A 21,831-nucleotide genomic window follows, 5' to 3' on the forward strand; every position below is an offset into this window, starting at 1 on the left:
GCAGGAGAAGGACATGAGTTCCATGGAAGCTCCCGAACCTGAACCCCGCAAAACCCCAGCGAGAACCCCAGCGAGCGGCCCCAAGGCAGAGAATTCTTCCGGCGGGGGTCAGCCCCCCACGGGCGCGAAACGCTCACCGGTCGGGCGGTTCCTCGGCCTGCTCGGCCCGGGCCTCGTCACGGGCTCGGCCGATGATGACCCGTCCGGAATTGCGACCTACGCGCAGGTCGGCGCCACCTTCTCCAACGGGATGCTCTGGACCGCGCCGGTGACCCTGCCGATGATGATGGCCGTCCAGGAAATCTGCGACCGCACCGCCCTCGCCACCGGGGACAGCCTGGGCAGGCTGGCCCGCCGGAAGTTCTCCCGCAAACCGCGCGTGGTCATCGCGATCCTCATCGTGGCGCTGCTCGGGGCCAACACCCTGAACGCGGCGGCGGACCTGATGGCGGTCGGACAGGGCATGGAACTGTTCGGTGCCGGCCCGGCCCAGCTGTGGAGCGCGATCGCTGGAATCGGCATCGCCGTTGTCCTCGTTGCCGGCGGGTTCGCCGTCATTGCCAAGGTCTTCAAATGGCTCTGCCTGGCCCTGCTGGCCTACGTCGCAGTCCTGTTCGTGTCCAACGTGGACTGGCCCGACGTTGCGGCGGGCCTGCTGGGCCTGCAATTCCGCTTCAGCTGGGACTACCTCGGACTGATCGTCGCGGTCCTGGGAACGACGATCTCCCCCTACCTGTTCTTCTGGCAAAGCGCCCACCGGATCGAGGAACTCCGGGAAGAAGACCACGGGAACGCCCGACCAGTCAGCCTGGAGGAAAGCGCCCCGGCACCGGCGCACCGCAAACTCCGCAACGCCCGCGCGGACGTCTTCATCGGCATGTTCTTCTCCGTCCTGGTCATGTTCGCCATCATCGCGGCCACCGCGGCAACCCTGGGAAAGAACGGCACGGACATCAAGACCGCAGCCGACGCGGCCAAGGCCCTGGAACCCGTCGCGGGACCTGCAGCCAAGTTCCTCTTCGCGGCCGGGTTCGTCGGCTCCGGGATCCTCGCGATCCCCGTCCTCGCGGCCTCCGGCTCCGCCGGACTGGCCGGACTGCTCGGCAAGAACTGGGGCTTCGACCGGCGCCCCAGCAACGCACGCACGTTCTACGTGCTTCTCGGCGTAGGAATCATCGGCGGCGTCATCATCAGCCTCTTCGACTCCGACCCCATCGGACTGCTGGTCCTCAGCGCCATCATCAACGGAATCGCCGCCGCACCATTCCTCATCGTCACCATGCTCATCTCCCGGGACAAAGACCTCATGGGCAACTACCGCAATGGGAAACTTGCAGCCACCCTCGGCTGGGCCACCACCGCCATCATGGTGGTCGCGGGCGCCGTCGGCATCTGGACAACAGTCACCGGCACAGCCTAAGACCGAAGCAAGCCCCGCCCGGTATCCATGGACCTAGCCAGACGCGGGGTAGCTAGTCAGGATGTAGTCCATCGCGGCAGGCCCTGTCATCCGCCGTCGGCTGCTACCCGGCTAGGCCCCGAAGCGCGCCCTGGCGGACCGAATGTGTACACGCCATAGAGGAAGTCCGGTTCCAGGGGCGGTACGTTTTATCCATGACCGTGGCATCACGAAGGAATTGTTCAAAATGTGAGGTCGCCATAAAGTTCTCTTGTCCAATCTGAAAGGGGCCAGCGGCAGGAAGTTCATGCCAAGGCCCGCGTCAGCGACCTCGCCGCCGAATGCCGCAGAACCGTTGAGGTCCACGCCCCAGTCAGGGTCTGGGGGTGGTTTTTTCCTGGATGAGGGGTGCTGCGAGTCCGGCGAGGAGGATGCTGATGCCTTGGTCCAGTTCGGCTTCCCCGTCGTAGTCCGCGAGCACCGGGCCAAGGGCGCGGAGGCGGGGAAATTCCTTCGCCGGCAGGCGGTGCAGGCCAAGGCGGAGCAGCGCTTCGTTTTCTTCCGGATCCACGATGAATTCCTGCAGTTCATTGAGGATGTGGCCGTACAGGAAACCGTAGTAGGCCCGGTAGACGTGCAACGCGTCGGCGGGGGCGAACCCGGCGTCGATCAGCAAAGAGAGGATCTGCTCAAGCGGGCGCAGCGTTCCCAGCGGACGCAAGCCCAAGGGCGTCGACAGCGGGCGGGTCACGAGCAACGGCACGACGTTCGGGTGCCGCAGCGCCAACAGACGCAGGTCATGGGCTATCTGCCGCAGCTGTGCCTGCCAATCCGGGCGGTCCGGGAAGATCGAAAGCTCTTTCAGAACCAGCTCCGTCACTCCGTCCAGGAGCGCAGCACGATTGGCGGCGTACCGGTAAAGACTCATCGGATCCCGGCCCAGTTCCTGCCCCAGACGGCGCATGGTGAGCGCGTCGAGTCCTTCTGCGTCCACCAGTGCCAGGGCAGTGGACAGTACAAGGTCCCGGCTCAGCCTGGGTTTCTCCCCGGCAGATTTCTTCCCGTCGGCCTTCTCGCCGGCAGTTGAAGAATCGTCCGGAGTCTTCGGGGTCGGCACGGGGTTTCCATCCTGTTCTGATCTCGTCTTCTGATCTCTTCGTGGCTGGTTCCTACGGCGGAAAAGGCTTGCTTACTTTGTAGTCTACGCGTAAAGTATACATCGTAGACAATTTCCTACGCAGGTTTCACGAAGCGGATTTCGGCGCACGGCCACGGGCCGTGCGTACTGCTTCAGAAGCCCGTGACTGCGCACAACGCGACAGACCGCCCGAACCGCAGAGTTCCACCGAACCGGGTGACCGCTCCGATGCCGTGTGCACGCATTGGGGCTCAGCTGCTATAGCCACATGGCAGCATCAATGCACCCGCGAAAAAGGGCCACCATGGCTGATACGCAGCTGGACCAATTCCTTGAAGAAGCCACCATCACCGCCGAGGACCCCTCCGACCCGACGCTCGGACGGGATTCCTTATACGGCCTGTACACGAGCTGGTGTCTGCTGCACCAGTCCGCACCGCAGCCGGAGAGCGCCTTCTGGGCCGTGATGAAGACCAAAGGCATCCACCCCGGCCGAACCAGGCTCCGCATGAGGGGACCGGCCGCCGCCGATTACATCCTGGCAAGCTACCCGAACCTGGTCTGATCCGTTGAGCACCATCTCGGACACTTACCTCCCCCGGGACTCTCACCAGCCCCGGGGCAAGCAGCCCTGGTGCCAGACGTGCGAGACTGACCTGCACCTCGTCGTGGACTCCATCGCCATCATGGACCGCAGCACAGAAACCCTCGCCGTCGCCTTCACCTGCGCCCAGTGCGGCGGCTCCCGCGTCCTGTCCACCACGGCAGGCTATGTCGCCGCAGTCCTGGCCCGGACCACCACCAACGAGGACGTCCTCCACCTGGGCGCCGAGTACATCCACTGCGGGGAACCCATGTCCCCGACCGATCCGGACCTGAGAAGTTCACATATGCCACTCTCAACCCAGCCACGGCCGACGGACTTCCTCGGGGCCTACCTCCGCACCCGGGTACTGCGGTGCCGGTGCGGCTTCCAAATGGAAAGACCGCGCTAGCCACAAAGGCAGATGGAGACCGATATTCAGACAGACCCCGAGCACTTAACCGTCCATTCGGTGACCGTGGAGGCATCCAGCACCCACCCGGAGGACTGGGGCCGGGCGACGGCCCTTGCCCTGAGCCAACTGATCCAGGAGGTCATCGCTACTACAGGCACCGACCCGTGCCGTGATCCCGGGGGCCTGGACGTCGCATTGCACATCAAGGCCGTGCCCGAAGGTGAGGCCATCACGGTCACCTGGCGCGACTGAACTGCGGATATGCGAATGCTGTGCCGGGCCGAAAATGGCCGGCCACTCCGTTTCCCTTGCCGCTGAGGCGTCGCAACGCCGGCAGAGACGGCACTTCCGCGCCGTCGGCCAGACTTCGGTCGCCGTCATGCCGAGCCAATTAGTCGCTCGGTCCCAACTCCGTTGTAAGCCCGCGTTGATCGGGAGAAGCATCGTCTTTTTCTTCGGCCGGGCCGGTCGGATCATTTACACCGAGATCGTCGCCCCCGGGTTCTGCATGGCCTGCCGCCTCCGAACCTTTGGAGGAACCATCGGCCGCCGGGGTACCGGCTGGTTCCTTGGGTATCGGATCTGCAACGTTCTGGACGCCGTCGTGGACTGGTTAGTCCGGCCCGCTTTTCCCTGCGCTCATATCCGCCCATTCCCCCTGAAATTGATAATTGAGCTTTCAGCTTCCGGTCTCTTCAGGATGATTCCTCGCCCGCTTCTGATTGGGATTCTCCCGACTTTCGTCGGGCACGAAGTCGGGATCCAGCTCGCTGCCCATGCTTTCAGGCGCAACGTGTTGTCCCGCATCTTCCTCGTCGCGTTCTTCGGTCCCTTCAGCACGTTCTTGGCCCATGTGCCCAAGGTAGCCCCGCGGGTGGGCGCTGTCGAGCGTTGGGGGTCGGTCACGAGCAGCAGAGAGCATCTCGGACCCCACTTGCTACTTGTCGCCGGCCCTCGTGGTCGCCAGATCCGCGCGAAGAGGGGCTTCCGTTGGGAAGCTAAGCATGCTTAGTATCTAAAGGCCAGTATTTCTGGTTCTTGATCCGCAGCAGACCTTTTTGGAAAGAGAGCGAAGATGACAGAGAACCAATGGCCGCAGGACGGGAGCTACGCCTCATCCCCGACCACCCAATCCGCGCCGGGCGCACACGCCATTTCGCCCGAGGCGGGGACGGATCCATCCACGCTGGATACGATCAAGGATGAGGCAGGGAACGCCGCCGGACAGGCCAAAGACTCGGCGACGACCGTGGTCGAAACCGCAAAGGCGGAGGCGGCCAACGTTGCGGCAGAGGTGAAGGCAAACGCGAAGGACCTTCTCGAGCAGGCAAAACTGGACCTGACGGACCAGGCCGGGAAGCAGCAGCAAAAGGTTGCCGCTGGGCTGCGGTCTGTCTCGGAGGAGCTTCATTCCATGGCTGACGCCTCAGAGGATCCCGGCGTGGCAACAGATCTGGTCCGACAAGCAGCCGAACGGTCATCGACCGTGGCACGGTGGTTGGACGACAGGGAGCCGGGCTCAGTGGTGGAAGAGGTGAAGACCTTCGCCCGGCGGCGCCCGGGCACGTTCCTCCTGCTCGCCGCCGGGGCCGGCGTCCTTGCCGGACGGCTGGGCCGGGGCCTGAGCGCCGGCTCAGACGGTTCCACAGGAAAAACAGCCGACGACGGCGCCGCGCCGGACTCAGGCCGGAACACGGACCGCCGCTTCGTCCCCGGGGCAGGAATGACAGTGCCCCCTCCCCCGGTCCAGCTCCCGGGCCCGGACGTCACGACAGCCGGATACGGCAGCGGAAACGAGTCATTGAACCAGGACGGTCAAGCGGCTCCCGAAATGTACCCGCCCGATCCCGTATACGGCACGCCCCGACAGGAACCAAGCGAGGCTGAGCCCCGTTTCGGAGCGGGTCCTGACAGTGGTGGGCCACGATGACCGAAAGTGAATTCCCGCCGACACCGGCGCACGCTAAAGCGGAGTCGACTTCCCTTGGCGATCTGTTGGGAGAGGTGACTCAGGACATCTCCACCTTGATCCGCCAGGAAGTGGAATTGGCGAAGGTCGAGTTGAAACAGTCCGCCACCCGGGCGGGCAGGGGCGCCGGAATGCTCGCCGGCGCGGGCGTTGCCGGGCATTTTGTCCTCCTTTTCTTGTCCCTGGCCCTTTGGTATGCGTTGGGCGGGCTGATCGGCTTGGGGTGGTCCGCCGTCGTCGTGGCCGTGCTCTGGGCGATCATCGCCGCCGTCCTGGCGACCCAGGGCCGTTCGCAACTCAAATCCGTCAAGGGCATGCCCCAGACAGCCGAAACAATTCAGGAAATCCCAGAAACACTCAAACCACGCGAGGAACAACGATGAGTGAAAACCCGGATGACATCCGTTCAGAAATCGAAGAAACCCGCCGCCGGCTTGGCACCAACGTCGACGCCGTCGCGGACAAGGTCACGCCGTCGCACGTTGTCCGGCGCCAGACGGAGAAAGTCAAAGACGCCGTCTTCGGAGTGAAGGAGAACATCATGGGCGCAGCCGACGACGCCGGGGCGGCAGTCGGCGACGTGCCCCACCGCCTGGCCGGCAAAACGCAGGGAAACCCGCTGGCTGCGGGGCTCATGGCCTTCGGTGCAGGATTGCTGGTGGCCTCCCTCATCCCTGCCAGCGACAAAGAAAAGGAAGCGGTAGTGGCCCTCAAGGACGCCGCCGAACCCCTTACCACCGAACTCGCCGGCGTTGCGAGGGACGTAGCACAGGATCTCCAGCAACCCGCCCAGGAGGCATTGGAGAACGTCAAGGCCGCCGCTACCGACGCAGCCGATCACGTCAAAAAAGAGAGCCAAACCGCGGTCTCCGACGTCACCGAAACCGCAACAGACACAGCCAACCGTATCTAGCCAACCTGATCCCGGCGGAGGCGTGCCGACCATCCCCGTTCGCACGAAAGGAGTTTCCGCGCGACCGGGACGGCACGCCTCCTGCCGTATCGGAATGAGGGATACCCATGACCTCGGAACACCCAGCCGGACAGAGCACGGTCAAGGCCCAAACAGCCCCCGCGGCGGACGATGCCCGCAAACCGGCCAGTCCCGCAGACGTCGCCAAGCCAACCTGGACGTATATCGCCAAGAGAACGTTGCGCGAGTTCGGCAAGGACCAATGCCCCGACGCCGCAGCGGGCCTGACCTACTATGCGGTGCTTTCACTTTTCCCGGCCCTTCTTGCCCTCGTCTCCCTGCTAGGAATTTTCGGTCAGGCAGGAAGGACCACGGGCGCGCTACTCGATGTCGTACGAAGCATCGCCCCGGGATCAACGGTTGATGCCATCCGCCAGCCCATCGAAGAGCTCGCCACCTCGGGATCGGCGGGGTTCGCCCTGGTCATCGGGCTCGCCACCGCTCTGTGGTCCGCGTCAGGCTATGTGGGAGCCTTCAGCCGGGCCATGAACCGGGTCTACGAGGTAGACGAAGGGCGCGGTTTCGTCAAACTCCGGGCAACCATGCTCGGAGTCACCGTCCTCGGAGTTGCCATCGTGGCACTGATCGCCGGCATGCTGGCGGTCAGCGGGCCCGTTGCCGAAACCGCAGGGACCGCTGCCGGAATCGGCGGAGACCTCCTGTCGGTGTGGAGTTTCGCCAAATGGCCGGTCATTGTCCTGCTGGTCATCGTGATCATCGCCGTCCTGTACTACGCCACTCCGAACGTGAAACAGCCCAGGTTCCGCTGGATGAGCATCGGTTCGTTCATTGCCCTCTTAGTGTTCATCCTGGCTTCCTTGGGCTTTGCCTTCTACGTAGCCAATTTCAGCAGCTACAACAAGACCTACGGAGCCATAGGCGGCGTGATCATCGCGCTCCTATGGCTATGGATATTGAACATGTCCCTCCTGTTCGGCGCGGAGTTCGACGCCGAAATGGAACGCGGACGGGAACTGCAGGCAGGAATCAGCGCCGAAGACACCATCCAATTGCCGCCCAGGGGCACCAAGCGCAGCAAAAAACTACAGGAGCAGGAAGAAAAGGAAGTCCACCTCGGACAAGAGCTCCGCGAACAGAAGCGCCCGGAGGAAAACTGAACCTTCCACCGGGCACCGACTGGCCGGCCAGTCCCTGGACTGTTATTGATGCTCTCGGACGTAGGAATCCGGATCCAGGTCGCGGCCCGTTATTCCGCCAGCATGCGCGGCCTCGAAGATGCAGAAGCCCAATCCGATGGCATGTCTGAGGTCAAGGCTGGCATGGCGGCGAAAATCACTCAGTCCCTCGCGTTCTTCTTCCGCCATGTGATCACCGTTTACCTCATTGACCTTTGCCACTGCACGCCACCACTGCGCGGAGCCGGCCTCATGCGCGCCCACGGCCGCGATCGCGTCCCGGATCTCGTTGTGGTCATGAATGGCATCGCTCGTCTCGTCCTCCGGCGAGTCCTTGCCACCAGCGCCCTCGCCCAGCGAAAGCAGCTCGGGATAGAACAGCAGCTCTTCAGCCTTCGCATGGACCTCAAGCAGTATGCGTAGCCGCGACCAAACTGCTTCAAGATCCGAAGCCGAAGAATCATGCATCTGGTCGAGGAGCGCAAACATACGGCGCTGCTCCCCGTGATCGTGGAGAATCACATCGGTTATGTCCATCGCCGGTCCTTTCGATGCAGGTCCAGATGCCCCTTCGGCCAATGCGAGCAATTTCCCAGTATCAGCATCTCAGGGAGGCTCTTTGTTACTTCAATAAGTATACTTACCGCATTCCCTTGCACCCCGCGAGCAAGGCGGTCGAGCCTACAAGCAGGACAAAGAAGGGTTGTCACCAATGGAGGAACAATCGAAAGGCGCCAACCACGCCGGAGTCCTGTTCGATGTCGACGGAACCCTGGTAGATTCCACCTATTTCCACACGATCGCTTGGTGGCAGGCCCTCCGGCAGCAGGAACTGGAGGTGCCCATGGCTTTGATCCACCGGCACATCGGCATGGGTGGCGACAAGCTGCTTGAGCGGCTGCTCCCGGTGAAGTCCGACGAAGGTGTCCGCGATACCGTCAAGAACGCGCATGGGGCGATATTTTCGACCTTCTGGCCGGCCATCCGCCCCTTCGAGTCCGCAAGGACCCTCCTGCGAACATGCGCCGAATCCGGCCTGGCGGTGGCACTGGCGTCCTCGGCGCATGAGCGGGATCTTCAGGTGCTCCGAAGCGTTCTCGATGCCGAACCCTGGATCGACTGCGTGACGAGTTCAGCTGACGCCGCCGAGAGCAAACCCTCCCCCGACATCCTTGTCGCCGCGCTTGAAAAACTGCAATTGGACGCGGCAGATGTGGTGTTTGTCGGGGATTCCGTCTGGGATGTCCAGGCTGCGGCCCGGCTCGGCATCGAAACGATCGGCGTCACCTGCGGAGGAATCAGTGCGGCCGAGCTTTTTGAATCCGGAGCGGGCGAAGTCTATTCGGGTCCCCGGGCACTGCTCCAGCGCCTGGACGCCAGCTCCATCGGAAAACTCGCACACCGGCATGGGGCACAACCGAACCCGTCAATCTAGGCCAAGTGTCTTCCTCCGGTGACGCCGACGACGGATCCCGACATGTAGCTTGCCTCCCCGCTCGCCAGCAGCACGAAGGTCCCCGCCAGTTCAGCAGGCTGCCCCGCCCTCCCCAGGGGCGTGTCCTGGCCGAAGTGCACTATTTTTTCCCTCGGCTGGGTCGGGGGCTGAAGTGGCGTCCAGATCGGTCCCGGAGCCACCGCGTTGACGCGGATTCCACGCGGGCCCAAGGACTCTGCCAGGGAGAACGTCATGTTGATGATGGCTGCTTTGGTCGCAGCGTAATCGATGAGGCTTGGACTCGGGTGGTAGCCCTGGATCGAGGACACGTTGATGATCGCGGAACCTGGCTTCAGATGGGGCAGGGCGGCTTTGGTCAGCCAGAAGAGGGCATAGACGTTGGACTTGAAGGTCCGGTCGAACTGCTCGCTCGTGAGGTCTTCGATTCCTTCGCCGGTGCTCATTTGATAGCCGGCGTTGTTCACGAGGACATCCAGCCCGCCGAACTCGGCAACGGTTTGGGAGACGACGTCCTGGCAGAAAGCCTCGTCTTGGAGATCGCCGGGCAGCGCGAGGGCCTTGCGCCCGGCGTCTTCGATCAGCTGCACGGTGTGCACGGCGTCCTGTTCTTCTTCGGGCAAGTAGGTGAAGGCAACATCGGCTCCTTCCCGGGCATAGGCAATCGCAGCGGCCCTTCCGATACCGGAATCCGCGCCGGTGATCAGCGTCCGGAACCCTTCCATGCGATGGTGTCCGACGTATGTGCTTTCCCCATGGTCCGGGCGGGGACGCATCGCGTCGGTCCAGCCAGGGTAGTCCTGGGGCTGGGGTACGAACGGAGCTTCGGGATACAAGGTCCGGGGATCCTTCACGTCCTCGGGAGAGTCCGGGTCGCCTACTATTTGGTTTTCCAACGCCGTCGCAATATCATCGTCCAGCTCGGTTGCACCCGAATCCGCGTCGCCGAAGAGCTGTGCCGCCTGTTGGTCGTCCTCGTGGAAGTTGCTTTCTGCCATCGCTGGTCCTCCATCTGGTCGTCGTGAGAATCATCCGGGTCCCCTGCGCAAAGCCCGGAGAGTTGAGATGCAGTACGTCTTAAAACCTAAAACCGGCGGCGGGAGCGCACAAGATCATCAGCATGCTTATCTTCATGTCCGCACGCTATGGCCATTCCTACGAGTGGTCGGTATCGTGTGGCGACCGGGGTGGCACGAAGCAGCCCGGCCCCTTCTCGGCGGAGATTCTTTGTGAGCGATAGCATGCGGGCGCGATCCGACCGTGGAGCCGTCGAACTAATGCTGGTCCGGCACGGCGAGAGCCTGGGAAACGTTGCCGCTTCCGCGGCCGGGCTGTCCGGAGCAGAAGTCATTGACGTCCCGGCGCGGGATGCCGACGTCGACCTGTCCCCGATCGGTTACAAGCAGGCTGCGGCGTTGGGCAGTTCCTTTAGCCGGCTCCTGCTGTCCGAGCGCCCGGACGTGGTCTGGTGTTCCCCGTACGCCCGGGCGCGCCGAACCGCGGAAATTATCGCCACCGCCGCCGGCTGGACAGTCCCGGTAGTCGTCGATGAGCGGCTCAGGGACCGCGAGCTCGGCGTCCTGGACATGCTGACGGCACGGGGCGTGGAGCTCAGGCTTCCCGAAGCGGCCCGGCCTCGGCGCTGGCTGGGGAAGTTCTACTACCGGCCCCCGGGTGGTGAATCCTGGACCGACGTCGCCCTGAGGCTGCGGAGCTTTTTCTCCGAGATCGCACAACTCTCCGGAGGACAGCGCGTCCTCCTGGTCGGTCATGACGCCTTGATCTTGTTGTTCCGCTACCTTCTGGAAGGGCTTTCCGAACAGGAACTCCTGGATATGGCAGCCACCACCACCATTCTGAATGCTTCCCTCACGCGCTACGTGCGCGCCGAAGGTCACGGCCCCTGGACCCTCGAGAGCTTCAACGTCGCCGACCATCTCACGGAGCAAGGAGTCACCCTCACAGAGCACGGAAGCGACGCCGATGTCCATCCCCGGTGACCTCCCGGCCACCCCGGTAACCCCGACACTTTTGCGCAGTTGGCCTCTCCCGGAAACGGGCTCGGGCAAGCTCCAGCGGGGCACCGTGTTGGTCATCGGTGGCGCCCGGAAAACACCTGGCGCCGCTCTTCTCGCGGGCACGGGGCACGGGGCGCGGGGGCACGGGAATATGTCAATCACAGCTGCCGGTGAGCGGCCGCCAGCGCCAGCCCATCACTGAACCGAGATAGGTGCGCAGGGGTGCGGAAAGGTCTGAAGCGATCGCATCGCCGCTGTTGAAGATTGGCGGGGCCCGCGAGGCCTTGGAAGCAGGTAACAGGCACATGGCCGTCGCCGCTGACATCGAGCAGAATCCACCTCCGACGACAACGTCGGAACGCCGGAGGAAGGCCGGTCTAAAGGCCGAAGGCAGAACCTGAGCGGCCTTCCTGGCCCTATATCGCCATTTCGTTTTCGGAGAAATCTGGTGGCCGCACGTAACCGTGAGTACACGGTCGGGCGGAAATGGGCGTCATCGTGCTTGCCGACCTCGAGTTCGAGGACCTTCCATTTGAATTCCCGGCGATCTGAGGGGACTCCCCCGGCAAGACGGTCTTTCCAAGTGCTGGGATTGCTCACGGGATCCGTGGCCCCGCCTTCAGCGGCCGGCCTGAAGCTCCGCCTACGGCGGCGAAGCAACCACGGTCGTGCTGCCCGGATTTCGAAACGAGGTAATCCGCGCATCGGGGACACCGTTGAGGGTGATGACGCCTCCGGCTTCGTCCTCAAGCTCGAGTTCTATCGTCCGGCCTCCCGGTTCCGCGGAACGGACCTTGAAGCTCAGTCCCTGGATCTCTACTAAGTCACCGGCTTTGATGTTCCTGAACTTCTTCTGGTCCTTCAGAGATTTCATGGGTCATTCCTCCGGCCCAGCCCAGCCGGGTTTGCTCGAAGGATCCTGGTCGCTTTCCGAGGCACGTTGCCAACGCACCACGTCGCTGATGCACTCCCAGGACCGCTGTCTGTACGCCGGCGTCTTCTCGTCGGCCGACGACCAGGGGCATTCGCCATCCCGCGGCCATTGGTTCTCTGTCATCGTCGTTCTCATTTCAACAAGTTCGGCTACGGATCAAGAACCAGATGTACTGGCAACAGAATAGTAAGCATGCTTAGCATAGAGTTGGAAGACCTCCGTTCCGGCCGGGGCGGGCCTCGGGGGATTCCGTTCTCGACGGCTCGCGGACCTTCGGAAATGATCATGGAACATGCCGGCAACGGCGGGCACGGCACGCAGCCCGGTGCGGGACGGGGGCGACTCTACTGCAGGATCGCGCTGCGTGCGCACTGGCAGCTCCAGCTGCGCGGGATGGCCCACGAACTGCGCAGGGTGTGTCTCCGGCACCCGAACGTCGCCCCGCTTGCTCCGACAACAACTCGCAGAACGTTAGGGCCCGTATACAGGGTGAACACGGAAACGAAAGGTGCATCAACATGAAGACCAGACAATCCGGCCGGAGCACGAACGACGAGAATTCCCTGGCCGCCTACCTGCACAGCCACCAGATAGCCGCCGCGGCAGGCGATCGTCTCTTCGGCCAGGCCGCCAGAACCTGGAAGGACTCGGCCCGGGCCCAAACCATCGCCCGGATCCGCACCGAAGTCCGCACCGACAAAACCGCCCTTGAAACCATCACCGCCAGCCTCGGCCTGGGCATCCCCGCCTACAAGAAACCCTTCGCCTGGGCAGCGGCGCTCCTGGGCTCCCTCGGCCCCACCAATCCACTGCACGCCAGGTCCGGCGCCGCCGAACAACTCGAACTCGAAGCCCTCATCAGCGCCGTCACCGGCAAATCACTGCTCTGGAAGACCCTGCTCCGCCTCTCCGCCACCGACCCGCACATCAGGCACGAGGAGGTCACGCTTCTTCTTGAACGGGCCACCCGACAGCTACGCGAACTCGAGGACCTCCTGGCCGAAACAAGCCCGGAACGGTTCACCGACGCAAGCCAGTGAGCATCCCGGCCACGGGCGGGTTCCACACGCGGCCCAAGCGCCCGGCTTTGTTGAAGCCGGGCCCTGTCTTCCGCCCTCGCCGGGTCGGGAACGGCTATTCGCCGGCATGCTCCTCGCAGTCGGTGCAGCCCGCGTCCTCCGCGGACCCGGCGGAGGACACACCGCAAAAGAAGCCACCCAGGGCGAAGGCTCCGCCGACGACCGCTGAGATCCTTCGGGATGCTCCCGTAAAGTAAGCAGGGTGACTAATGGAATCAGCCCGTCCGAAGCATGGCAGCGCCTGCTTGAAGGAAATGCCCGTTTCATCACCGGAGACTCGGTGCACCCGAACCAGGATGCCTCTCGGCGCAACGCTCTTGTGAACACCCAAAACCCCTTCGCAGTCATCTTTGGCTGCGCGGACTCCCGCCTGGCCGCGGAGATCATCTTCGATCTTGGCCTTGGCGACGTCTTCGTGGTCCGCACGGCCGGGCATGTGATCGACGACGCGGTTCTAGGATCGCTCGAGTACAGCGTCTCGGTCCTCAACGTCCCGCTGATCGTCGTCCTCGGACATGACAACTGCGGCGCCGTGACAGCAACCAAAGATGCCGTGGAGACCGGGCAGATGCCCTCGGGTTTCATCCGCGACCTGGTCGAACGGATCACCCCGTCCGTACTGACCTCGCTACGTGAAGACAAGGCAGACGTCAATGACATGGTCGTCGAACACGCCAAGCAGACCGCTGGCCGGCTCCTAGAGAGTTCACGGGTGATCTCCGACGCGGTCGACGATTCCTCCACCGCGGTGATAGGCGTCGCCTACCGGCTCAAAGAGGGCCGGGCGCAGCTTGTCTCCTCATTCGGCAGCCTCTAAAGCCACAGGACAACGACCGCAACGCGCGGGAATGAGAAGCGCTAAAGAACCAGCCACGGCGCGATGACCGGATATGGGGCATGCTGAAGAGATGTACGAGGGTTTCGTCGAAGAACGCATCGATATCGGGACGTCAAGCGCGTTCGTCCGGCACGGCGGTGAAGGCTTGCCCCGTCCTGTTGCTTCACGGACACCCCAGGACCTCTGCGACCTGGCATCGGGTGGCACCCCGGCTGGTGAAGGCTGGATTCGAGGTCGTCTGCCCTGACCTCACGGGTTATGGACGGTCCGCAGAGATTCCCGAACGGGTCCGCCGACCCTGGCGCTGATCCTGGGTTGATTCAGTGCATTGTGGCTTTGGCGAGGATTTCCAGTATGTGTCGGTACGGGCGGCCGGTGCTCCGTGTGAGCCCGATCTCGCAGGTGCGGTTCGAGGAGGCGTATTCGGCGAATCGTCCGCCCCGTGCCCGTTCCGCGGCTTCGATCTCGGCGGCCTCTGGTGCTGTGGCCGCGGCGGTGAGTTCGGGGTGCAGGAGTCCGCGGTCTCCGGCGAAGGCGCAGCAACCGGCCTCGAGCGGGGTGTAGACCTCGTCGGCGATGTGCTCGGCGATTTCCGCCAGCTGCGGCGTGGTTCCGGCGATTGTGCTCGAGCATGTCGGGTGGAGTGCCAGGGACGGGATGCGTGCGCGGACATCGAGGCGTGGCAGAAGGCCGGCGGCGAATTCGATCGCGTCGACAGTTCGAAGGCCGTTCGACTCGGACGCGGAGCCGAGCATGATCATGAGGCCCTCGGCGCATGAGGAGGCGTCGACGACGATGGGAATCCTGCCGCCGTCGCTCGCCTCGACGAGACTTGGGACTACGATGCTCCGCATATGTTCCCAGCCTGCGGTCATGCCTTTGGATTTCCATGGGGTGCCGCAGCACATCGATGCGAGACCCTCGGGGGTTCGGAGCTTGACGCCGGCACGGTCGCATACATCCAGGAACGCCCCGGAGGCGCCGCCGGGGTGTCCTCCTTCCTCGGAGCCGAACATCGTACCGATGCAGGCCGCGAACAGCACGGCCTCGGCGTCGGTGTCGCGCCGCTGGGGACGCTTGACGCCGCCTCCTGGCAGTCCGGCGTCGTACGCCGGGATTTGCTCGCCGATGAGCTTCCGGGCGATGCGCGTGGCGCCCTCGATCGGGGCCGAGGGCAGCGCTTTCACGACACTGAGCGCGGCCCCACCGATTCGAGATGCCGCACCCCAGGAATGCGCGGCTTCGTTCCAGGCGGCGGATTCGATGCGCCCTGCGGCGTCGGAGCGAAGACGGCGCACGAGGTCACCGGTGTTGATGCCGACAGGGCAGGCGGTTGCGCACATGCCGTCGACGGCGCAAGTCGAGACTCCGTCGTATTCGTAGCCGTCGAGGATCTCCCGGGCCAGGGCCTCGTTCCCCTCCGCCCGGGCCAGCTCCGCGTCGCGGCGGAGCGTGATGCGCTGGCGCGGGGTGAGGGTGAGCGAACGGGAGGGGCACACGGGCTCGCAGTAGCCGCACTCGACGCAGCGGTCCACCTCCTGCTCGACCGTGGGGGTGACCTTGAGGTGATCGAGGTAGGAGCGCGGATCGTCGGAGAGGACGGCGCCGGGGTTGAGGATGCCGCGCGGATCCACGAGGTCCTTGAGCTCCCGCATCACGGCGTAGAGTTCGTCGCCGTACTGGCGCCGCACGTAGGGGGCCATGATGCGTCCGGTCCCGTGCTCGGCTTTCAGTGTTCCTCCGGCACCCAGCACGAGGTCCACGAGATCCTCGGTGAACTCTTCGTAGCGCCGCGTGTCCCCGCGGCCAAAGTCCTCGTTGAGCATGAAGTGCAGGTTGCCGTCCTTCGCGTGGCCGAAGATCACCGGATCGCGGTAGTGGTGCCGGGCCAGCAGACCCGCAAGATCTTGGCATGTCTGCGCGAGGGCAGGCACGGGAACCGCGATGTCCTCGAGGAGCTGGCTTGTGCCGGAGGGCCGGGCACTGGCCACAGTCGAGTAGAGGCCCTTGCGGACCTTCCACAGGGCCGCGCGCTCGCGCGGATCCCGCGTCATCGCGACTGGCTGCGCGAGGCCGAGCCCGGCGAAGAGCGCCTCCGCGGCGCGGGTGCGTTCCGCGAGTTCCTCGGTCTCCGTGGCCGCGAATTCGACGAGCAGTGCGGCGGGGTCGGCGAGGTCCAACGCTCGGATCTCCTCGGGGCAGTCCGGCAGGCGGGCCGAGACGCGCAGGGACACGGCATCCATGAGCTCGGCCGTATCCGCTCCGGCGGCCACGAGCCCGGGGATCGCGCTCGCCGCGGCGTGCACGCCGGGGAACACGAGGAGCCCCGCCGCGACGTGTGGTTTGACCTCGACCGTCTCGAACACGGCCTCGGCCACGAACGCGAGCGTTCCTTCCGAGCCAATGACGAGGTGCACGAAGATGTCGAGGGGGTCCTCGAAGTCGAGGAACGCGTTGAGGCCGTAGCCCATCGTGTTTTTCATCGAGAACTGATGGCGGATCTTCGCCACGGAATCCTGGGACGCCAGTATCCGGCGGCGGAGCCGTGTCAGGCCCTGATGGAGTTCCGGCTCCCGGGCGGCGAACTCAGCCGACGCCGCGGGGTCACCTGAGTCGATGACCGTCCCCGAGGGCAGCACGAACCGCATGGACTTGAGCGTCCGGTAGGTGTTGGCTTCCGTGCCGCAGTGCATGCCCGAGGAATTGTTCGCGACGACGCCGCCGATCGTGCATGCGATCTCGCTCGCCGGATCCGGGCCGAGGGCGCGGCGGTGGCGGGCGAGCCGTGCGTTGACGGCCCGCACCGTAGCGCCAGGTTGGACGCGGACGGAGGCGCCGCCGTCGAGCACTTCAATCCCGCCGAAGTTGCGGCGCGTGTCCGCGAGGACGCCCGCGGTGATGGCCTGGCCGGAAAGGCTCGTGCCGCCCGAGCGGAACGTCACGGGGGTGCTGTGACGCGCGCAGGCCGCGAGGAGGCCCGCTACGTCTTCGGCCGTGCTCGGGGCAGCGACGACCGACGGGACCAGGAGGTAGTGGGATGCGTCGTGGGCCATCGCGTGCCGGTCGAGGGAACGGGTGGTCACTGCGTCCTGCCCGAGCAAGGCGGCCAGGTCATGCGCCAGTGTCATGGGGGTCCTTTCAGAAGATGAGGGCAGCACTGATCGACGCGCCCAGCTGTGGGCCGGGCCGTCGATTGCTGCTGTTTTGGCTAGTCACGCGCCCGGCGACCGCTTTGGGGGAGCCTCGTGGGCTGGATGACGGCATGGGTTTTCCGGAGGGCCGTGATGGATTCGTCGTAGGACCGCTGTGCGATGCCGACGAAGAGGCAGTCGACCAGCATCATCTGGGCGATCCGGCTTCCGAGCGCGCCAGGCCTGAAAGGGCTCTCGCGCGCCGCGGTACAGAGAACGACGTCGGCCTCCCGCCCCAGCGGCGATTCTTCGTGGTTGGTGATGGCGATCGTCCTTGCGCCTGCTTCTTTGGCGATTCGGAGGAATTCGACGGTATCGGCGGTGGCGCCGGAATACGAAATCCCGACGACGACGCAACCGGAGTCCAGAAGTGCGGCAGAAGTCCACGCGGCGTGCGCTTCGGACCAGCTAAATGCCGTCCTGCCGACCCTATGAAGCTTCTGCTGCAGGTCCTGACCCACGAGGGCCCCGGCACCCACGCCGAAAATGTCGGTTTTCCGCGCGGCCGATATAACCTCGACCGCGTCAGCCAGCCTCGACAAGTCAAGATGCTGCGCCGTGTCAGTGATTGACATCGTTTCGTTGAAAGCGATCTTGGTGACAATGTCCTGCAGCGAATCGGACCTGTCGATGTCCTCGTAAGCCTCTGCAGGCACCTCGTTGGCAACGTTCTCCCTTGCCGCCTCCCGCGCCAGATCCAGTCGAAACTCCGAGTAGCCGGCGTAGCCTACCTTCCTATAGAACCGCACGACAGAGGCGGTTGAGGTTCCGGAACGTCCGGCCAAGTCACCGATGGGCATCGACGCGGCTTGCGCAGGCTCGGCAAGGATCGCCTCCGCAACCGCCCGCTCGGACGGACGGAGAGTGGGCAGGACTGAGCGGATTCTGACCAGAACTGTCCGAGACGAATCCAAGTTCTCCGCCCGTTCCATCTGAACTCCTTCCACGATTTTCCGAGGCACAACGGCTGCTCCCCTGGCGTTCAACACGCTACCTGACCGGGCTATCCCCACAGGCATGTAAATAATTTACCTTCAAAGTTGATTTTGCGTAAGTAGTTGACATTTGTGCTTCCGAGGCCTACCTTTGTGATCCATAGCACTCCACGAAAGGCAGGCAAGGATGACTGTCCAACCCCAAACGGGTGAGGAATCGGCGTGGCTGAAGATCAGCACCGAGGAACGCAACACAAGGACGCTCGACCTCGACCAGCGCAGCACCCTTGGAATCCTCGAAGCGCTCAACGATGAAGATCGCCTGGCACCGGAAGCAGTCCGAAGGGTCCTTCCAACGCTCGCCAGCCTCGTCGACGCCGCTGCCGCATCCGTCCGCAACGGCGGACGCGTCCACTACTTCGGCGCCGGGACATCCGGCCGGTTGGGCGTCCTTGACGCCGCTGAACTGAGGCCCACTTTCAACCTCCCCGAAGGCGTGGTCGTCGCGCACCAGGCAGGCGGCGACGTCGCCCTGACCCGGGCAGTCGAAAACGCTGAGGACTCATGGGACGACGGGGTTAAAGCCGCAGCCGATGTCCGGGCGGGGGACGTCGTCGTCGGCATCGCCGCGTCCGGCCGGACGCCCTACGTAGGCGCGGCGCTGACCGTAGGGCGGGAACGGGGTGCGGTCACCGCGCTCGTTACATGCGCGGCGAATCCAGAACTCGCTCCACTTGCCGACTACGTTCTGGCTGCCGAGACGGGCCCAGAGGCCTTGGCCGGCTCAACCCGGCTGAAGGCCGGGACCGCCCAAAAGCTCATGCTCAACGGCTTCTCGTCAGCGCTGATGATCAGGCTCGGCCGAACCTGGTCAAACCTCATGGTCTCCATGGTCGCAACCAACAAGAAGCTTCATTCGCGCACCGTCAGGATCCTCATGGAGGCCACCGGCCAACCCGAGAATGCATGCCTCAGCGCCCTGGATGCATCCGACGGCGAGCTGAAAGTCGCCCTTACCACGATGCTCACCGGCGCCGGCCCTGCCCGGTCGCGCGAGGCCCTCGAGTCAGCCGGAGGCAGCGTCCGAACCGCTGTCGCCAATCTGGCCCGCTGAGCGCAGCGGGCCACCAAGCCACCACCTATTCCACACACACGCCACAACCATCCAGAGGCATTAACTATGAGCACTTCCACGCTCGTTCAGCAGCCACACGCCCGGCAGTCCCGCCGCGCACTCGTGGCCGGGTCCGTAGGGAACTTCATCGAGTGGTATGAGTTCGCGATCTTCGGCTCCCTCGCCGCCGTCGTCTCGGCGAACTTCTTCACAACAGCCGGCGCATCCGATTTCGAAGCCCTCGTCAAAACGTACGCGTCGTTTGCGATCGGGTTCTTCTTCCGGCCCATCGGAGCATGGATCTTCGGCCGGATCGGGGACCGCATCGGCCGCCGGCCCACGCTGATCATCGTCCTCCTGCTCATGACCGCAGCGACGACGCTCATCGGGGTCCTTCCCAACTACGCCACACTGGGCATTGCAGCCCCTCTTCTGCTGACGCTTGTCCGCATCCTCCAAGGATTGTCCGCCGGCGGGGAGTTCGGCGGCGCGGTGTCCCTCATGACGGAGTTCGCTCCCACCGGAAAGCGAGGGTTTTACGGCTCCTGGCAGTCCTTCACCGTAGCGCTGGGCCTTCTCGGCGGCGCGGGCGTGACTGCGCTCCTCTCCTCTGTCATGAGTGCCCAGGACCTGGCAGCCTGGGGCTGGCGAGTCCCCTTCCTTTTGGCTCTCCCGCTTGGCCTGACGGCTCTTTACCTCCGGCTCAAGCTTGAGGAAACCCCCAACTTCCGGCGCACCCACACCGCCGGGCACACGCCTACGCCCGTGGCAGCGCGGCCGAGCAAGGCAGAAACCGCCAAAGCGATCCTGCTCGGTATCGGACGACTCATGGGATGGTCCGCCGCCGGCTACACCTTCCTCGTCGTCCTGCCCACGTACCTCCAGACCAGCCTCCACGCGACGTTCCAGGCCGCGATCATCGCAACGGTACTCTCCAACGCGGGATTCGCCGCCGCCATCATCCCTGCGGGCATCCTCAGCGACCGCTGGGGACGCCGCCCGGTCATGCTCACCGGCGCCATCCTCATCGCCATCCTGGCGCTGCCCCTGATGAAGCTCCTCCAGCACCCGGAGACACCTGCATGGATGATGGGCGCGGCGGTGTTCATCGCCGGCGCAGCCGTCGGCCTGCTTGCCGGGCCCGGACCAGCCATGCTCTCCGAAATGTTCCCCACCACCGTCCGCTACACCGGACTCGGCCTGGCCTACTCGCTCGCCAACGCAGTCTTCTCCGGCTCCGCGGGACTCATCATCACCGCGCTCATTGCCTCCACAGGCAACAAGGACGTCCCCGGCTACTACGCCATGGCAACCTGCGTTGTCAGCGTGTTCGCCCTGGCGACTCTGCGCGGCGCGGCCCACAAGAAGGCCCTGCGGGACTAACAAAACACACCGTCTGGCCGGTGCCTTGGCACCGGCCAGACGCCTATCACTATGAAGACAGGAAGAAGGACTTTGCAATGCGCGTCATCGGAATGATGTCCGGCACATCCTACGACGCGATCGATGCCGTCGCAGTCGACATCGAAAGGCACGGCGACGAACTCAGAGTGATCCTGCTGGGCTCCATCAGCGAAAGCTATTCGGAAGACCTGCGGGCAGATCTGGAATCGCAAATGCCCCCCGCGGCCACGTCGATGGAGAAAGTCTGCAAGCTCGACACGCATATCGGCCAGGAATTCGCCCGGGTGGCCAGCCGAGCCAACAGGGATATCTGCGACGGACGCGCAGCGCTCATCGCCTCCCACGGACAGACGATGTTCCACTGGGTTCAGGATCGTCAGGTTCTCGGCACCCTCCAGCTCGGCGAACCCGCGTGGATCGCCGAAACCACTGGCTGCACGGTCGTCTCAGGGTTCCGGACCCGCGACGTCGCCGCAGGTGGCCAGGGTGCCCCACTGGTCAGCATCTTCGACACGCTCTGGCTCCGGCACTTGCCCGGCAGGCCGGTCGCGCTCAACCTCGGAGGAATCGCCAACATCACAGTCGCCTCCGGGGAACCCTCAGCCTTTGACACCGGCCCCGCCAATGCCCTGATCGACGCCGCGGTCACCGCGCTGACCGGTGGGGCCCAGTCCTACGACCGAGACGGCGAACTCGGCGCACGCGGCACCGTCAACACGGCCCTCCTCAAGCAACTGCTCACCGAAGACTACTACCGCCTGCCCGCACCCAAGACAACGGGTAAGGAACTATTCCATCTGCCCCACCTCACCGCGGCCATGGACTCCAGCGGCACCTCCAACCTGGGCATCGAAGACATCGTCGCCACGCTGGTCACTCTCACAGCCCGCACAGTGGCCGAGGCCGTCGCCAACGTCGGCGGAACAGCCGTAGTGGCCTCCGGCGGAGGCACCCGCAACCCAACCCTCATGAAAGTCCTCGCCCAAGAACTGCGCGGCGCAGGCGGAGGTGCCGAACTCCTCACATCCGACGATCTCGGCCTGCCCTCTACAGCCAAGGAAGCCCTTGCGTTCGCCGTCCTGGGCTACCTCACCCTCAACAGCATTCCAGGCACAGTACCGAGCTGCACCGGGGCACGACACCCAAGCATCCTGGGCAACATCACCCCGGGCGCCAACGGTCTCCAGCTTCCGGAACGAACCGTCAGCGCGCCGGCATCGCTTCGCATCATGTGATTCGCCGGCTGCAAAGC

Annotated in this window: 24 protein-coding genes; 16 read left to right on the plus strand and 8 right to left on the minus strand. The window is 64.4% G+C overall.

What is annotated here, in order from left to right:
* The first annotated feature begins 13 nt into the window (after positions 1 to 13).
* A complete protein-coding gene (locus tag ACFVTG_RS18585; protein ID WP_390282357.1) occupies positions 14 to 1,420 on the plus strand; it encodes an Nramp family divalent metal transporter in 1,407 nt (468 codons plus the stop codon).
* 352 nt (positions 1,421 to 1,772) lie between these two features.
* Here ACFVTG_RS18585 and ACFVTG_RS18590 read toward each other — a convergent pair whose 3' ends face one another.
* Positions 1,773 to 2,432, minus strand: a complete 660-nt coding sequence (locus ACFVTG_RS18590; protein ID WP_390282400.1) for a TetR/AcrR family transcriptional regulator C-terminal domain-containing protein — start codon at positions 2,430 to 2,432, stop codon at positions 1,773 to 1,775.
* 409 nt (positions 2,433 to 2,841) lie between these two features.
* Between ACFVTG_RS18590 and ACFVTG_RS18595 the strand changes: the two genes are divergently transcribed.
* From ACFVTG_RS18595 to ACFVTG_RS18605, 3 genes are read left to right on the plus strand one after another with little or no spacing between them, the layout of a single operon-like run.
* Entirely contained in the window at positions 2,842 to 3,102 is a 261-nt protein-coding gene (locus tag ACFVTG_RS18595) for a hypothetical protein (protein ID WP_390282358.1), read from the plus strand.
* 4 nt (positions 3,103 to 3,106) lie between these two features.
* Positions 3,107 to 3,532, plus strand: coding sequence for a hypothetical protein (locus ACFVTG_RS18600; RefSeq protein ID WP_390282359.1), 426 nt, complete (start codon positions 3,107 to 3,109; stop codon positions 3,530 to 3,532).
* A gap of 12 nt (positions 3,533 to 3,544) precedes the next feature.
* A complete protein-coding gene (locus ACFVTG_RS18605; RefSeq protein WP_390282360.1) occupies positions 3,545 to 3,787 on the plus strand; it encodes a hypothetical protein in 243 nt (80 codons plus the stop codon).
* A gap of 427 nt (positions 3,788 to 4,214) precedes the next feature.
* On the opposite strand, the gene ACFVTG_RS18610 is transcribed toward ACFVTG_RS18605, so the two are convergent.
* Complete coding sequence (locus ACFVTG_RS18610) at positions 4,215 to 4,388, minus strand: hypothetical protein (RefSeq protein ID WP_390282361.1); 174 nt, start codon at positions 4,386 to 4,388, stop codon at positions 4,215 to 4,217.
* 222 nt (positions 4,389 to 4,610) lie between these two features.
* Between ACFVTG_RS18610 and ACFVTG_RS18615 the strand changes: the two genes are divergently transcribed.
* The 4 genes from ACFVTG_RS18615 (at position 4,611) to ACFVTG_RS18630 (ending at position 7,595) form a co-directional block, all read left to right on the plus strand.
* Positions 4,611 to 5,465 (plus strand): hypothetical protein, encoded by an 855-nt coding sequence (locus tag ACFVTG_RS18615; RefSeq protein WP_390282363.1) that lies wholly within the window; start codon positions 4,611 to 4,613, stop codon positions 5,463 to 5,465.
* On the plus strand, positions 5,462 to 5,887 hold the full coding sequence (locus ACFVTG_RS18620; protein WP_390282364.1) for a phage holin family protein: 426 nt from the start codon (positions 5,462 to 5,464) through the stop codon (positions 5,885 to 5,887). Before ACFVTG_RS18615 ends, ACFVTG_RS18620 begins: the two co-directional genes overlap by 4 nt.
* Positions 5,884 to 6,417 carry a DUF3618 domain-containing protein gene (locus ACFVTG_RS18625; protein WP_390282365.1) on the plus strand — a complete coding sequence of 178 codons (534 nt, stop codon included), beginning with the start codon at positions 5,884 to 5,886 and terminating at the stop codon, positions 6,415 to 6,417. The genes ACFVTG_RS18620 and ACFVTG_RS18625 overlap by 4 nt, the downstream gene beginning before the upstream one ends.
* A gap of 107 nt (positions 6,418 to 6,524) precedes the next feature.
* Entirely contained in the window at positions 6,525 to 7,595 is a 1,071-nt protein-coding gene (locus ACFVTG_RS18630; protein ID WP_390282366.1) for a YihY/virulence factor BrkB family protein, read from the plus strand.
* A gap of 42 nt (positions 7,596 to 7,637) precedes the next feature.
* On the opposite strand, the gene ACFVTG_RS18635 is transcribed toward ACFVTG_RS18630, so the two are convergent.
* Positions 7,638 to 8,150 (minus strand): hemerythrin domain-containing protein, encoded by a 513-nt coding sequence (locus tag ACFVTG_RS18635; RefSeq protein WP_390282368.1) that lies wholly within the window; start codon positions 8,148 to 8,150, stop codon positions 7,638 to 7,640.
* A 175-nt stretch (positions 8,151 to 8,325) separates the two neighbouring features.
* Here ACFVTG_RS18635 and ACFVTG_RS18640 point away from each other — a divergent pair, with 175 nt between their 5' ends.
* Positions 8,326 to 9,048: an HAD family hydrolase gene (locus tag ACFVTG_RS18640; protein ID WP_390282369.1), complete on the plus strand. Its 723-nt coding sequence runs from the start codon at positions 8,326 to 8,328 to the stop codon at positions 9,046 to 9,048.
* Here ACFVTG_RS18640 and ACFVTG_RS18645 read toward each other — a convergent pair.
* Positions 9,045 to 10,064 carry an SDR family oxidoreductase gene (locus ACFVTG_RS18645; protein WP_390282371.1) on the minus strand — a complete coding sequence of 340 codons (1,020 nt, stop codon included), beginning with the start codon at positions 10,062 to 10,064 and terminating at the stop codon, positions 9,045 to 9,047. The genes ACFVTG_RS18640 and ACFVTG_RS18645 overlap by 4 nt on opposite strands.
* 243 nt (positions 10,065 to 10,307) lie before the next feature.
* Between ACFVTG_RS18645 and ACFVTG_RS18650 the strand changes: the two genes are divergently transcribed.
* A complete protein-coding gene (locus tag ACFVTG_RS18650) occupies positions 10,308 to 11,066 on the plus strand; it encodes a histidine phosphatase family protein (protein ID WP_390282401.1) in 759 nt (252 codons plus the stop codon).
* A gap of 661 nt (positions 11,067 to 11,727) precedes the next feature.
* On the opposite strand, the gene ACFVTG_RS18655 is transcribed toward ACFVTG_RS18650, so the two are convergent.
* Together ACFVTG_RS18655 and ACFVTG_RS18660 are read right to left on the minus strand one after the other, a co-directional pair.
* Complete coding sequence (locus ACFVTG_RS18655) at positions 11,728 to 11,958, minus strand: hypothetical protein (RefSeq protein WP_390282372.1); 231 nt, start codon at positions 11,956 to 11,958, stop codon at positions 11,728 to 11,730.
* A 3-nt stretch (positions 11,959 to 11,961) separates the two neighbouring features.
* Entirely contained in the window at positions 11,962 to 12,141 is a 180-nt protein-coding gene (locus tag ACFVTG_RS18660) for a hypothetical protein (RefSeq protein ID WP_390282373.1), read from the minus strand.
* A gap of 395 nt (positions 12,142 to 12,536) precedes the next feature.
* On the opposite strand from ACFVTG_RS18660, the gene ACFVTG_RS18665 reads away from it, so the two are divergent.
* From ACFVTG_RS18665 to ACFVTG_RS18675, 3 genes are all read left to right on the plus strand, one after another.
* Positions 12,537 to 13,058, plus strand: a complete 522-nt coding sequence (locus ACFVTG_RS18665) for a hypothetical protein (protein ID WP_390282374.1) — start codon at positions 12,537 to 12,539, stop codon at positions 13,056 to 13,058.
* Positions 13,059 to 13,299: 241 nt separating this feature from the next.
* Entirely contained in the window at positions 13,300 to 13,914 is a 615-nt protein-coding gene (locus ACFVTG_RS18670; RefSeq protein WP_390282375.1) for a carbonic anhydrase, read from the plus strand.
* A gap of 80 nt (positions 13,915 to 13,994) precedes the next feature.
* Positions 13,995 to 14,243, plus strand: a complete 249-nt coding sequence (locus ACFVTG_RS18675; RefSeq protein WP_390282376.1) for an alpha/beta fold hydrolase — start codon at positions 13,995 to 13,997, stop codon at positions 14,241 to 14,243.
* Positions 14,244 to 14,255: 12 nt separating this feature from the next.
* Here the strand turns inward: ACFVTG_RS18675 and ACFVTG_RS18680 are convergent, their stop codons facing one another.
* A complete protein-coding gene (locus tag ACFVTG_RS18680) occupies positions 14,256 to 17,063 on the minus strand; it encodes an FAD-binding and (Fe-S)-binding domain-containing protein (protein WP_390282377.1) in 2,808 nt (935 codons plus the stop codon).
* 80 nt (positions 17,064 to 17,143) lie between these two features.
* Positions 17,144 to 18,058 (minus strand): MurR/RpiR family transcriptional regulator, encoded by a 915-nt coding sequence (locus tag ACFVTG_RS18685; protein ID WP_390282378.1) that lies wholly within the window; start codon positions 18,056 to 18,058, stop codon positions 17,144 to 17,146.
* A 190-nt stretch (positions 18,059 to 18,248) separates the two neighbouring features.
* Between ACFVTG_RS18685 and ACFVTG_RS18690 the strand changes: the two genes are divergently transcribed.
* The 3 genes from ACFVTG_RS18690 to ACFVTG_RS18700 all read left to right on the plus strand — a co-directional run bounded on the left by ACFVTG_RS18690 (position 18,249) and on the right by ACFVTG_RS18700 (position 21,814).
* Positions 18,249 to 19,175, plus strand: coding sequence for an N-acetylmuramic acid 6-phosphate etherase (locus ACFVTG_RS18690; protein ID WP_390282380.1), 927 nt, complete (start codon positions 18,249 to 18,251; stop codon positions 19,173 to 19,175).
* Between the two features lie 66 nt (positions 19,176 to 19,241).
* A complete protein-coding gene (locus ACFVTG_RS18695; protein ID WP_390282381.1) occupies positions 19,242 to 20,558 on the plus strand; it encodes an MFS transporter in 1,317 nt (438 codons plus the stop codon).
* Between the two features lie 77 nt (positions 20,559 to 20,635).
* Positions 20,636 to 21,814 (plus strand): anhydro-N-acetylmuramic acid kinase, encoded by a 1,179-nt coding sequence (locus tag ACFVTG_RS18700; RefSeq protein WP_390282383.1) that lies wholly within the window; start codon positions 20,636 to 20,638, stop codon positions 21,812 to 21,814.
* Positions 21,815 to 21,831: the final 17 nt, after the last annotated feature.

Origin of the sequence: Arthrobacter sp. NPDC058127 (assembly GCF_042884555.1) — a bacterium.
GTDB lineage: Bacteria > Actinomycetota > Actinomycetes > Actinomycetales > Micrococcaceae > Arthrobacter.